The sequence below is a fragment of the Pseudomonas sp. Z3-6 genome, assembly GCF_051131985.1.
Classification (GTDB): domain Bacteria; phylum Pseudomonadota; class Gammaproteobacteria; order Pseudomonadales; family Pseudomonadaceae; genus Aquipseudomonas; species Aquipseudomonas zanjanensis.
Window position 1 is genome coordinate 1,438,764 of record NZ_CP071644.1, and the last position, 13,632, is coordinate 1,452,395.

9 protein-coding genes and 1 pseudogene are annotated in these 13,632 nt (G+C 59.4%); 4 read left to right on the forward strand and 6 right to left on the reverse strand.

Going from position 1 to position 13,632, the window contains the following annotated elements:
• Positions 1-80 precede the first annotated feature (80 nt).
• From J3P88_RS06540 to J3P88_RS06555, 4 genes are all read left to right on the forward strand, one after another.
• Complete coding sequence (locus J3P88_RS06540) at positions 81-542, forward strand: REP-associated tyrosine transposase (protein ID WP_434574472.1); 462 nt, start codon at positions 81-83, stop codon at positions 540-542.
• Between the two features lie 468 nt (positions 543-1,010).
• Positions 1,011-2,432 carry an amino acid permease gene (locus J3P88_RS06545; protein WP_434574473.1) on the forward strand — a complete coding sequence of 474 codons (1,422 nt, stop codon included), beginning with the start codon at positions 1,011-1,013 and terminating at the stop codon, positions 2,430-2,432.
• A gap of 176 nt (positions 2,433-2,608) precedes the next feature.
• A complete protein-coding gene (locus J3P88_RS06550; RefSeq protein ID WP_434574474.1) occupies positions 2,609-2,983 on the forward strand; it encodes a GtrA family protein in 375 nt (124 codons plus the stop codon).
• On the forward strand, positions 2,980-4,536 hold the full coding sequence (locus tag J3P88_RS06555; protein ID WP_434574475.1) for a glycosyltransferase family 39 protein: 1,557 nt from the start codon (positions 2,980-2,982) through the stop codon (positions 4,534-4,536). The genes J3P88_RS06550 and J3P88_RS06555 overlap by 4 nt, the downstream gene beginning before the upstream one ends.
• Positions 4,537-4,689: 153 nt before the next feature.
• Here the strand turns inward: J3P88_RS06555 and J3P88_RS06560 are convergent, their stop codons facing one another.
• The 6 genes and pseudogenes from J3P88_RS06560 to J3P88_RS06585 form a co-directional block, all read right to left on the reverse strand.
• Positions 4,690-7,002: a glycoside hydrolase family 3 N-terminal domain-containing protein gene (locus tag J3P88_RS06560; RefSeq protein WP_434574476.1), complete on the reverse strand. Its 2,313-nt coding sequence runs from the start codon at positions 7,000-7,002 to the stop codon at positions 4,690-4,692.
• Positions 7,003-7,455: 453 nt separating this feature from the next.
• The gene (locus J3P88_RS06565) at positions 7,456-9,075 is read right to left on the reverse strand and encodes an FMN-binding glutamate synthase family protein (protein WP_434574477.1); all 1,620 of its coding nucleotides are present in this window, start codon (positions 9,073-9,075) and stop codon (positions 7,456-7,458) included.
• A 395-nt stretch (positions 9,076-9,470) separates the two neighbouring features.
• Complete coding sequence (locus tag J3P88_RS06570) at positions 9,471-10,139, reverse strand: ATP-binding protein (protein ID WP_434576367.1); 669 nt, start codon at positions 10,137-10,139, stop codon at positions 9,471-9,473.
• Between the two features lie 57 nt (positions 10,140-10,196).
• Positions 10,197-10,283: pseudogene (locus tag J3P88_RS06575) on the reverse strand (hypothetical protein); the annotation flags it as partial.
• 590 nt (positions 10,284-10,873) lie between these two features.
• Positions 10,874-12,676, reverse strand: a complete 1,803-nt coding sequence (locus J3P88_RS06580) for a DAHL domain-containing protein (protein WP_434574478.1) — start codon at positions 12,674-12,676, stop codon at positions 10,874-10,876.
• Positions 12,673-13,632, reverse strand: coding sequence for a cytochrome-c peroxidase (locus J3P88_RS06585; protein ID WP_434574479.1), 960 nt, complete (start codon positions 13,630-13,632; stop codon positions 12,673-12,675). Before J3P88_RS06585 ends, J3P88_RS06580 begins: the two co-directional genes overlap by 4 nt.

Genomic DNA, 13,632 nt, shown 5'->3' on the forward strand with positions numbered 1-13,632 from the left:
AGTCACTCAACTATCATCGCGTCGGAGCGTCGCGGGTGAGGCTACCGTAAGTAGACACCCCAACCACAGGAAGCCAAGGAATGCATCCTTTACGCCCAAACTCTCATCGCTTACGTCGCGGACGCTCTTCGGAACCGGGGCGAGGTTATCTCATCACTACGGTCGTTCACCGACGCACACCCATTTTCAAGGACTGGCGACTGGGCCGCTTATTGATTGCAGAAATGCGCCTGGCTCATGAGCGAGGTCAGGTCAATTCGCTGGCCTGGGTTGTGATGCCGGACCATCTGCATTGGCTGGTGCAGCTAGAGCAAGCTCAGCTCACCCAAGTGATGCAGACAGTCAAATCCCGCAGCACCCTCACAATCAACCGAGCAATGAACAGAAAGGGGGCCTTCTGGCAAAGCGGCTTCCATGACCGCGCGATCCGCGACAGCGAGGACCTGCGACCTTCTGCCCGCTACATCATTGCCAATCCGCTTCGTGCAGGATTAGTAGATCGGATTGGCGACTACCCACTGTGGGACACGGTGTGGCTGTAGTCGCTTTTTGTGGCGAGGGAGCTTGCTCCCGCTGGGGGGCGAAGCCGCCCTCGCTTTGCGGCTTTTGAATGCAGGCGGCGGCTGCGCAGCCGAGCGGGAGCAAGCTCCCTCGCCACGGGGGCGGTGGTATCCTGAAAGCCTCGCGCTAGAGCCTTCGCCGCCTGCAAAGACATGACGCTGCACGCTCCCTGTGCAATACTCGGCGTCGTTTCTAAACGACCATTAGCTTAGGCAATCCCTCTTCAAAAAAGCCCCATGGGCTTGGGCATTCCCTGAATTAACCTGCTTTTATGGTGAAACTTTCTGTTCCCGGCTTTTTATACTGCACGGCCCGCTGATCTTGAGGAGTTTTCCTACAGGACGGTCTGCCCACAAGGCAGGCCCGGTTTCGGCAATGCTCGCAGGCCCACCCGCCCGCAGCCTTGGACACTCGGTGGCTAATCCAATAACAAGACGAGGTTTATCCCTATGCCTGTCGGCAATCATCTGCCCCATGGCGAGACCGCCCAGGGTGGTCCGCTCAAACGTGAACTCGGCGAGCGGCATATCCGCCTGATGGCGCTCGGCGCCTGCATCGGTGTCGGGCTGTTCCTCGGCTCGGCCAAGGCCATCGAAATGGCCGGGCCGGCGATCATGCTGTCCTACATCATCGGTGGCCTGGCGATCCTGGTGATCATGCGCGCCCTCGGTGAAATGGCCGTGCACAACCCGGTGGCCGGTTCGTTCAGCCGCTACGCCCAGGATTACCTCGGCCCACTGGCAGGCTTCCTGACCGGTTGGAACTACTGGTTCCTGTGGCTGGTGACCTGCGTGGCGGAAATCACCGCCGTGGCGGTGTACATGGGCATCTGGTTCCCCGACGTGCCCCGCTGGATCTGGGCCCTGGCCGCGCTGGTCAGCATGGGCTCGATCAACCTGATCGCGGTCAAGGCCTTCGGCGAGTTCGAATTCTGGTTCGCCCTGATCAAGATCGTCACCATCATCGCCATGGTCATCGGCGGCATTGGCATCATCGCCTTCGGCTTCGGTAACGACGGCGTGGCCCTCGGCATTTCCAACCTCTGGGCCCACGGCGGTTTCATGCCCAACGGCGTGTCCGGCGTGTTGATGTCCCTGCAAATGGTGATGTTCGCCTACCTGGGCGTGGAGATGATCGGCCTGACTGCCGGTGAAGCGAAGAACCCACAGAAAACCATCCCCAACGCCATCGGCTCGGTGTTCTGGCGGATCCTGTTGTTTTACGTCGGCGCGTTGTTCGTGATCCTGTCGATCTACCCATGGAACGAAATCGGCACCCAGGGCAGCCCGTTCGTGATGACCTTCGAGCGCCTGGGCATCAAGACCGCCGCCGGCATCATCAACTTCGTGGTGATCACCGCCGCGCTGTCCTCCTGCAACGGCGGGATCTTCAGCACCGGACGGATGCTCTACAGCCTTGCGCAGAACGGCCAGGCCCCGGCCGGTTTCGCCAAGACCTCGGCCAACGGCGTACCGCGCCGCGCGTTGCTGTTGTCCATCGCCGCGTTGCTGCTGGGCGTGCTGCTCAACTACCTGGTGCCGGAGAAAGTCTTCGTCTGGGTGACGTCCATTGCCACCTTCGGCGCGATCTGGACCTGGGTGATGATCCTGCTGGCCCAGCTCAAGTTCCGCAAAAGCCTGAGCGCTTCAGAGCGTGCGGCGCTCAAGTACCGCATGTGGCTGTACCCGGTCAGCTCGTACCTGGCGCTGGCATTCCTGGTGCTAGTGGTGGGGCTGATGGCGTACTTCCCGGATACGCGCGTGGCGTTGTATGTCGGCCCGGCGTTCCTGGTGTTGCTGACGGTGTTGTTTTACACGTTCAAGTTGCAGCCGACCGGTGATGTAGCGGGCTCGGTGCGTTCGGCTTCGTAGGTTTACTGTGACGCATGAGAAAGCCCCGGTCGGATGATCGGGGCTTTTTTTTGAAACTTGTCGCGTAACACACAGGAGATTTAACAATCGGGCACCTGTTAGTTCTTACAGTAGACCGCGTACCGAGAGGGTCCTAGATTGGTTTTGGTGCAAGCCCGACCCGGGCGAGGGCGTGTATGAACGCGATATGGAAGAGATTTTTCAGCTACTCACTGGTTGGCATAGCCAATACGTTGATTCATTGGCAGATTTTTTTCGTGCTACGCGTGGGGGCCGGCCTCGATCAGTCGACGAGTAATTTCGCTGCCTTTTGTGTGGCGGCTACATTCTCCTTTTATGTCAATGCGCTCTATACCTTCGAGGCCAAACCCTCGGTGTTGGGCACTGTTCTTTTCCTCGGTTTCATGGGCGCGCTCAGTTACATAGTGGGTTCTCTGGGGGATCGATGGCACCTCCACGGCTTGCTGACCGTGGCAGGTTTCTCGCTGCTGAGCCTGCTATTGGGTTTCCTCTTCTACCGGTTCGTGGCGTTTCGCGAGCGTGTCGCATGATGTCTACTCGCACCTACTTGGACAAACGATCAGGCCGTTTTTTCGATCTCTCAGCTTTAGCAGCCATAGTAGTCCTTGCGCTAACCGTGCGATTTCACGGAATCACGCTGCCTGCCATCTGGTATGACGAAGCCTTTAGCATTCTGCTTGCCAGGCACGAGCCATCGCAGATCTGGTCTATTACGGCGCGAGATATTCACCCACCTTTTTACTACCTCCTGCTGCACTACTGGATGATTTTGTTTGGCGACGGGGCCTTGGCCGTAAGGTCTCTCAGTGTGGTAGCAGATGTGGGCACGGTTTTGCTGAGCATAAAGTTGATGAGCCTGGTTGCCACGCGAAGAGCAACATGGATAGCTGCGTTGCTATTGGCGTTGCTGCCGATCTCGGTCCGTTACAGCCAGGAAGCGCGCATGTACACCCTGCTTGGATTCTGGCTGATGGGCGCAACCGTGGCGTTGGTGTGCTGGGTTAAAGAACCAGAAAAAAAGCGTTTCCCAGCCATTTATGTGCTGTTGATGACGGCCGCTTTTTATACGCATTATCTCGCCGCGTTGGGGGTGCTGGTTCATGGGGGCTATTGGCTGAGCCGCTTGAGAGCGGGTCCAAACGTCCCCTCCCTGCACCTCTTGATCTTGGTCAACGGTGCAATCCTTGTCCTGTTTCTGCCCTGGCTACCTCATTTTATCGATCATCTCTCAGGCCGGCCGGGGCTTAGTTGGATACCGGCTATCACTTGGCAGGCAGTTGTGGATGTTGTTTGGCAGTTCACCGTGATGACAATCTGGGAGGGACAATCGTCGCTTACCCGCGTTTTGCCTTGGGTGGTGGTGATCGCCTGTGCAGCGCTGCTGGTCCGCAAAGACGCCGGTCTGCATCGCTTCAGTGTGCTATTGACCGGTTACTTTTTAATTCCCGTCCTCGCGCTGGCCTTCATGTCGTTGATTGCCCCGCTATTCGTTCCGCGCTACTTGGTCTTCGCTGCGGTCGGATTGCCGCTTCTGCTCTCAGCCGCGCTGGATGCAGTGGGGTTGCGACCTACGACTTTGTGCTTGGCCATCACGATTATGGCTGCAGCAGAAGTACAGGGACTGCTGACGGTGTATCGGCAAGCGGACGGCCTGAATGGAACTGAATTAAGAGCGGATTTCCGACTTGACGAGTTGGCAGCTGAGGTCAGGCAAGCGGCTCGGCCAGGCGATCAGATCGTATTGGACAGTGCTATCTGGTACTTGCCATTCACTTATTACAATCACACGGGCATACAGCCGAAGTTCTATATCTCATCATTCAAAGCCAATGATCTGGACGCCTTGGAACGGGGTGGAAACGCCCTCATTTCCGAAGGAAGCCAGTGGATATATTTCAATCAGATGAAGTTGTTAACACGGGGTGGAAACAGGGTTTGGTGGGTCGGGAAAGTGGTTGATGCCGGCCCGTTCCTGGAGAAGTATTGGGAAGAGACCCTTACCTTTGTCGATGGGCAGATGAAGGTCTCACTGTTTACTCTCAAAGCGGCCCCCGTCCCGGTCGAGACGGGTTCAGGCGGTTAGTGCCACGCAGCCGAGACTTCCATCGGCTCTAAACTTTCCCCCGCTCATCTGCCACATCCGCGAATAAAACGCCCCATTGACCTCTCCGTAGATAACAGCATTGACCCACGCCACAAGAGCCTGTGCAACTCAGCAAACGCAGTGATAGCTCATTTAGCGCGCCGATGAATCACGCAAGGTGCGTGGGATGGCTGAGCCGGGGCCGATCAGTTGTGCACTGGTGATCACTTCAAACTTCGCCTGATTATCAGTGGCAGAACTGCCGCCGATGAACACCGTAAAGACGCCTGACTCCACGAATCGCAAGAGGTCATGGTTGAGCAACGCCCAGTCGTCTTGATCGAGCAAAAAACTGACGGTTGTACTTTCCCCTGGATCAAGTCTGACTTTGGAAAAACCGCGCAGCATGCGCACCGGACGCGTGATGCTCGCGACGTTTTGCCTCAGATACAACTGCACGGTTTCTTCTCCTGCGCGTTGACCGCTGTTATGGACATCTACTTGGACGGTCAATGTTTCATCGAAGGCCAAGCGCCGTGCACTGAGTCTCGGGGTTCCATAGGTGAATGTGGTGTAGCTCAGGCCATGACCAAACGGGTAGAGAGCCGTCCACTTGGAGTCGATGTAGCTTGAGGCGTACGCATTGATGTTGCTCGGCGGTCGCCCCGTGTTCTTGCGGGCCAGATAGATAGGAACTTGCCCCACTGTGCGCGGAAAAGTAATAGGTAGCTTTCCGCTGGGGTTCACATCACCGAAAAGTACATCCGCCACTGCGTGGCCCATTTCGGTACCCAGAAACCAAGCCTCGAGTATTGCCGGGATATGTTCGTCCACGGTGGGAATGGCCAGCGGACGTCCATTCATTAGGACGACTACCACTGGCTTGCCTGTTTTGATCAGTTGCGCGACCAGCGCATCTTGCGCCCCTGGCAGGCCAAGGGAAGTGCGGCTTCGTGCTTCGCCGCTCATGTCTGCCGTTTCCCCCAGCGCGGCGACGATCAGATCGGCATCCAAAACGGCACGCTGGACCTCTTCGATACCGGACGCGTCGGTACTGTCGGGAGAGGCCGCGGGGAGGTAGACAACCTCTGTCGCGGGCGATACGGCGCGCTTTATGCCCTCCAGCACGGTGATTGATTCGTTGGCGTGACCATTGTCGGACCAAGAGCCCAACGTGGATACAGCATCATTTGCCAGGGCACCCACCACGACAAGTTTGCGCAGGTTCTTTGAAAGCGGCAGCAATGCATTGTCGTTTTTCAGCAGGACGATGGATTTTTGCGCCGCCTCTCGTGCTAGCGCACGTGTAGAGGGGGAGAGTAGTTGCGCCTTCTCGCGAGCCGGGTCGCTGTAGCGATATGGATCGTCGAACAGGCCCAGGCGTTGTTTCGCCTGGAGCACCCGACGCACGGCCTGATCGAGGGCGTCTTGTGGAAGTTGACCGCTACGCACCAGTGCCGGTAGTTCGGCGGCGTAGTCACCGCTGACCATGTCGATGTCGACGGTGGCGTTGAGGGCAAGTCGAGCGGCTTCTTGGGGGGTGGAGGCGACGCCGTGCTGTATCAGATCCCTGATGCCTGCCCAATCCCCGATGACGATTCCCTGAAAGCCCCATTCACCGCGCAGTTTATGCTTGAGCAGTTTTTGGTTCGCGTGCATCGGCATGCTGTCTACTTCATTGAACCCGGGCATTATCGTGTCGGCGCCCGCTTCGACAGCGGCACGAAACGGTGTGAGATAGACCTCTTCCAACGTGCGCTCGGACAGGTCGGAAATGTTGTAGTCACGGCCGCCTTCGGCCGCGCCATAAGCGACGAAATGCTTCGCCGTGGACAGGATTGTCGTGGTGTCGGGAGGGCCTTTGCCGTGAAAGCCTCGCACACGGGAAGCAGCGAGCGCGGCCCCCAGGAACGGGTCTTCGCCAGCGCCTTCGACCACTCGGCCCCAACGCGGGTCCCGGGCGATATCGACCATCGGGGCGAAGGTCCAGTGCAGGCCGCTGGCCGTCGCTTCGACCGCGGCGGCCCTGGCGGTTCGTTGTGACAGGTCTGGGTCCCAGGCCGAGGCCTCGGCCAGCGGTACGGGAAAAATCGTTCGGAAACCGTGGATCACATCGAGCGAGAACAACTGCGGTATATGCAGGCGCGAGCCTTGGACCGCTTCGTGCTGCAATGTTCGAGTGGTTTCGGCGCCATAGGCCCCTACTAGCGAACCGGCCTCGGAGATCTTTATTTTTTTCCGGTCAGTGGCGTCCACGACTGGGCCGGTGGGTATGGTTTGTACGCTTAGTTGGGTCAGTTGACCGGCTTTTTCTTCCAAGGTCATCTGCCCGATCAACCGCTCGATGAACGTAGCGTCTTCTTGTGGCTTTTGGGACCGTTCATCGGCGTAGGCCAGTGAGTGAAGCCATGCGTCGATGATCAACATACCAAGCAAGGTTGCCGAGGCCAGGTGGGTCCAGTCCATGGGATCAGACCTTCGGTACGCTGGGCAACGGTTGTCCAGCCGCCGCACGGCAAACCTCACCGAACCCAATGCCACAAAAAGCGAAGCAAAACCAACCAGATCACGTCGCGCCAACATATGCACCTTCCATGACGAGCGAACCATCGGGATGGATGGTCAATCGTGAGGAAGGTGACGTCTACTGTCAGAACTTACAGGTGGGTTGTGGATTCGGCGTAAAAAGTCGGGTAATGCAGTGCACTTGAGAGGCGTAAGGACCTTGTGGCGAGAGAGCTTGCTCCCGCTCGGCTCTGTAGGAGCTGTCGAGTGCAACGAGGCTGCGATCTTCCCCAGACTATGGAGTCCTGAGCGAAAGATCAAAAGATCGCAGCCTTCGGCAACTCCTACGCGCAACCCAGCGGGAGCAAGCTCCCTCGCCACAAGAGCTGGTGCGCACCAGCCAATATGCGGTGCTTAAGCCGCTGCGCTTTCCCGCGGCTCAAAACTGTCCGCCCGCGCCATCTGCCACATCCGCGAATAAAACGCCCCATTCACCTCACCCGTGAGCAATTCCCCCGGTTTCAAAAACACATGCAACTGCGAGAACAATTTTACCTCGGTCGCCGACATCCGCCGCACCAAATGCTTGGGCTGCAGTTGCGAAGGATGCTCAAGCCCGGCGGCGGCGAGCATTTCCGCCAGGGCCTTGAGGGTGTTGCGGTGGAAGTTGTAGACCCGCTGGGCCTTGTCCGGGACGACCAGGGCGCGTTGGCGCAGGGTGTCCTGGGTGGCGACGCCGGTGGGGCATTTGTTGGTGTGGCAGCTTTGCGACTGGATGCAGCCGATGGCGAACATGAAGCCGCGCGCGGCGTTGGCCCAGTCGGCGCCGATGGCCAGGACGCTGGCGATGTCGAAGGCGCTGACGATCTTGCCACTGGCGCCGAGCTTGATCTTGTCCCGCAGGTTCAGGCCCACCAGGGTGTTGTGCACGAACAACAGGCCTTCGCGCAGCGGCACGCCGATGTGGTCTGTGAACTCCACTGGCGCGGCGCCGGTGCCGCCTTCCTTGCCGTCCACCACGATGAAGTCGGGCAGGATCCCGGTTTCCAGCATGGCCTTGGCGATGCCCATGAACTCCCATGGATGGCCGAGGCAGAATTTGAAGCCCACCGGTTTGCCGCCGGACAATTCACGCAGTTTCTGGACGAACTGCATCAGTTCGATCGGCGTGGAAAACGCACTGTGGCATGACGGCGAAATACAATCCTCGCCCATGAGGATGCCGCGGGTCTCGGCGATTTCCCGAGTGACTTTGTGCTTGGGCAGGATCCCGCCATGGCCGGGCTTGGCGCCCTGGCTCATCTTGATTTCGATCATCCGCACCTGCGGGTTCTGCGCTTGGGCGGCGAAGCGCTCCGGGTCGAAGCGTCCGTCGCTGGTGCGGCAACCGAAATAGCCGCTGCCCAGTTCCCAGGTCAGGTCGCCACCGTGTTCGCGGTGGTAGGGGCTGATGCTGCCTTCGCCGGTGTCGTGGGCGAAGTTGCCCAGCTTGGCCCCCTGGTTCAACGCCCGGATGGCATTGGCGCTCAGGGAGCCGAAGCTCATGGCCGAGATGTTGAACACCGAGGCAGAGTAGGGCTGGGTGCATTGCGGGCCGCCGACTGTCACGCGAAAACCGCTGGGGTCGCTCAACGGCGCCGGGCGCATGGAGTGGCCGATGAATTCGAAACCGGTCTGGTAGACGTCGATCAAGGTACCGAAGGGTTTGTCGGCGCTTTCGTTCTTGGCCCGGGAGTACACCAGCGAGCGCTGGGCGCGGGAGAAGGGCAGGGCATCGCTGTCGGATTCGAGCAGGTACTGGCGGATCTCTGGGCGGATGCCTTCGACCAGGTAGCGGATATTGCCCAGGATCGGGTAGTTGCGCCGAACGGCGTGACGGCTTTGCAGCAGGTCGAACAACCCCAGCAGGCTCAACAGCCCGGTCACCAGCGCAATGGGCCAGAGCCAGTCGTGTTGCAGGAAGGGCAGGCTGGCGAGGGTGAAGATGACGCAGCCAGCAAAGAAGGCGTAACGGCTCAGCAGCGACAGGCTCATGCGGGTTCCTTGGGGTTGAGCGACTGGCGAGACATTAGCTTGGAATGCGGTCCGTGGCGAGGGAGCAAACTCCCACAATTGGTTTTGTGGTGAAACGCGGGACATTGTGGCGAGGGAGCTTGCTCCCGCTGGGCTGCGAAGCGGCCCCCTTGGGGTCATTGCGAGCATTCAGACAGACCGCGTGAGCCGGTTTTACGACGGCTGCGCCGCCGAGCGGGAGCAAGCTCCCTCGCCACAGGGGTTTGTTTGGTGCTGGAGTAATCAGTTTATGAGCGCCAGAAAAACTTATGGGAGCGAGCTTGCTCGCGATGGCGGCCGCACACTCAACTCCTGCATTGACTGTCGCACCGCTATCGCGAGCAAGCTCGCTCCCACAATTTGAACTGCCGGGGGGCTCAGCCTGCCTGCTTCATCTGCCGCACCGGCAATTCCACGCGGAAGGTGGTGCCGACGCCGACTTCGCTGCGGACGGTGATTTCGCCGTGGTGTTTTTTCACGATGCCGTAGGACAACGACAGCCCCAGCCCGGTGCCTTGGCCAATCGGTTTGGTGGTGAAGAACGGGTCGAAGATTTTCTGCAGGGTCTCGGGGGGAATGCCCGAGCCGTTGTCCGCCACTTCGATCCACACGGTTTCGTCACCGACCCCGTTGCGCAGGGTGATGGTGCCGCGTTCGGGGCCGATGGCTTGGGCGGCGTTGACGATCAGGTTCATGATCACTTGGTTGATCTGCGACGGCAGGCATTCCACCTCCGGCAACGGCGTGTACTCCTTGACCACGTCGGCCTTGTACTTGATCTCATTGGCAACGATGTTCAAGGTCGAATCCATGCCTTGCTGCAAATTGGCCATCTGCCATTCCTGGCTGGAGTCGACGCGGGAAAAGTCCTTCAAGTCCTTGACGATCTGCCCGACCCGGCCGATGCCATCCTTGGATTCCTTGATCAGCAGGGGAATGTCCTCCACCAGGAAGTCGAGCTCCACCTGTTCGCGCAGCTTTCTCAAGTTCACCACCAGCTCCGGCGAGGCGATGGCCTCCTCGGCACTGCTGTAGGCGCTGAGCATTTCCTGGAGCTTGCCGAAGTAGCCGTCCAGCGCCCCCAGGTTCGAAGAAATGAAGCCAATCGGGTTGTTGATTTCGTGGGCCACGCCGGCCGCCAACTGGCCCAGGGAGGCGAGTTTTTCCGATTGCACCAACTGGGTTTCCAGCATCTTGCGTTCGTCGATCTCCATTTGCAGCAGTTCGCTGGCCTGTTTGAACGCCTGGGTACGTTGCTCCACCAGGTCTTCCAGCTTGTTCATTTTCAACTGCGCACGGGAGGTCATTTCCCATTTGGTGGTCAGGGTGTTGGCCATCTGCTGGACTTCGATGTTGTCGAACGGCTTCTTCAGGATCAGCAAGCGGTCATGGCCGTTCAGGCGGTCGAGCAGTTCATCCCAGGAGTAATCCGAATAAGCGGTGCACACCACCACTTGCAGCTGCGGGTCGCGCTTCCATAGTTCTTCGATGGTCTTGGCGCCATCCCAGCCTTCGGGCATGCGCATGTCGACAAAGGCCAGGGCATAGGGTCGTTCCTTGGCCGCTGCCGCCAGCAATTTGTTCAGGCCTTCCTGCCCGCCATAAGCCGAGTCGAGTTCGAACACGGTGGCGGCAGGTTTCGGCGCTTCGCCGAACAGGGCGCTTTCCATGTCCTGCAAGTCCGTGTTGCCCTCATCTTCCGGGGTGAGGATCTTGCGGAAATCTTCATGAATGGCGGGTGTGTCGTCGATCAACAGGATGCGACGGTTACTCATACTGTTCATGGCTCACCTTCTGCAAGTTTCAGGGGCACCTGCAATTGGAACGTCGCCCCTTTTCCTGGCCCCTCACTGTGGGCGGTGAGGTGGCCGTTCATTTCAATGGCCGCCAATGCGCAGCTGTGCAGGCCGAAGCCGTGGCCTTCCTTACGCGTGGTAAAGCCATGGGCGAAGATGCGCGTCATGTTCTCCTCCGGAATGCCTTCGCCTTCGTCCTTGACGCTGATTTGCAGGGTCTCGCCATCGACGACGTCCGCCTTGAGCGTCATGTTCCGCGCATGGTTGGACACCCCGGCCATGGCGTATTTGGCGTTGCTGATCAGGTTGATCAGGATCAACAGCAAGCGGTGCTTGTCGCCCATGATCCGCGGCACATCACCGTATTCCTTGATCACCGTAACATGGTGGCGGGTCAGGGCGCCGGAGTTCATGCGCAGGGCGTCTTCGAGCAGCTCGCTGACCACCAGCGGTTCGAGCAGGCTGTTGGCCCCGGCATAGGATTGCTGTGTGGCGACGATGTCCTTGATGTGGTCCACGCTCTTGCTCAACTGCGCCAGCTCATCGGTCAGGCTCTGCTGCTCCGACGCGATGGCCTCCACCAGTTGGTTGAGGTAGCCGGGCAGCAGCTTGCCCTTGGCGTCTTCGGTGAGGAAGTGCCCGAGGTCGTCGGTGTGTTCATTGATCAATTGCATCGCCTTGCCCAGCCCCAGGGCCTTGCTGCTGCGCAGTTTGCGGCTGACCAGGTCGGCGGAAATGTTCACGCTGTTGAGCACGTTGCCGACATTGTGCAGCACGTTGGTGGCGATTTCCGCCATGCCGGCCTGGCGGGCGGTGTCCATCAGCTCGCTCTGGGTGTCCTTGAGTTGGCGGGTACGCTCTTCGACCCGTTGTTCCAGCTCGTCGTTGGCGGTTTGCAGGGCGTTGTTGACCCGCTTGATCTCGGCAAAGCTGCGGATCAGCCGGATCCCCAGCCAGATCAGAATCAGCACCAGCAGCGTGGCGAACACCAGCAGGTAAACGTGGTTGCGCTCGTATTTGGCCGCGGCTTTTGCCTGGTCTTTCTCGAGTAGGTTGGTAATGGTGTCCAGGCGGCCGGCCAAGGGGACCATTTCGATGCCTGTTAATAATTCATTGACCTTTGGCTGTTCCCGCAGGATCACCCCGATGTGCCTGCGCAGGACTTCGACGGAGTTGAGCAGTCCCTCAGGCAGGCGCTCCTTGTTGACCTCCAGCTGGTTCAACCCCAGCAGGACCTCGGCCGCGATATCAGGGGAGCTGAGCTGGGCGAACTCCATGCTGCTGAGCAACAGGTCGTAGGTGTCGATGGCAACGTTCTGCAACTCCAGCCGATACGTGTCGGGCAGCCGGGCGAACTGGCCCTGGATATCGTCCTCGCCAGTGGGCAGGAAGGCCAGGGAGTTGCGCAACACCGCGTTATGGGACTTGAACTGTTCCACCAAGCGGGTCTTTTCCTTGACCAGCTTGAGGTATTCGTCGCGCTGGGCCTCCCAGAGTGACGGCCCATGCCGGCCCGGCTCCGCCTCGATGGCGTCCAGGCGTTGCCACAGGCGTGTCATTTCGTGCAGCGGGGAGACCAGCGGGTCGTAGTTGTGGGTCAAGGCGATCCGCGACTTGAGGATTTCGTTGTCCCAGATGGCGTCCTGTTGCTTGAGCAGGCGGATCAGGTCCCGGGATTCAATGTACGAGGCGGCCTGTTGGGCGCCCGAGTTGACGTACATGAATAACAGGATGCCCGCCAGCAAGACGCCAATGAAGGCCAGGCCGAGGCGACGGAGGACTGTCATAGGGGCTTGCCCTCCCATTCACCGGTCAGGGTCTTGAGGAATTCGACGATCAGCTCGGTATCGTTCTTGAGGGGCTCACGACCCAGTTGGTACTTGAACATGACCTCTACCGCGCGTTCCAGGGTTGGCGCCGACCCATCGTGGAAATAGGGCGCGGTAACGGCCACGTTACGCAGGCTCGGTACTTTGAAAACCTGGTGATCATTTTCATCACCGGTGATGTTGAAGCGTCCTTCGTCGGCCCGGGTGGGGTTGCCGCGGTCAACGAAGTAGTCACCCATGATGCCGAATTTCTGGAACATGTTGCCCCCGATGTTCACGCCCTGGTGACAAGCGATGCAGCCGTATTCCTTGAACCGCTGGTAACCGAATTTTTCCCGGGGCGTGAGGGCATCGGTATTGCCCAGCAGGTACTGGTCGAAGCGCGAATTGGGTGTCTGCAAGGTCCGTTCGTAGTCGGCCAGGGCGCCCTGGATATTGGGCTTGGTCACCCCGTCGGGGTAGGCGTCGTTGAAATCCTTGGCATAACCCGGGTCATCGGCGATGCGCTTGACGACAGACTCCCAGGTGCTACCCATTTCCGCCGGGCTGGTCACGACGATGTGGACCTGTTCTTCCAGCGTATCGACGCGGCCATCCCAGAATTGGTGGAAGTTGAGGCCAGCATTGAACACGGTCGGCGTATTGACCTCCACTGGCTTGCCGTCGAAGCCCAGGGAAAACTGTTTGTCGTCGGCGCCGCCCTTGTCCAAGCGATGGCAACTGGCGCAGGACAGCGTGTTGTTGACCGACAGCCGCGGGTCATTGAACAGCCGCAGCCCCAGCTGGACGCGCTTGGGGTCCAGGGTCGGAATCGGTGGCAGGGGCTTGAGGGGTTCGTCCAGTGGGGCGGCGTGCGCGGTCACGCTCATTCCCACGAGCAGGCCGAGCGCCAGAGTCAGTCCATGTAACGCCAT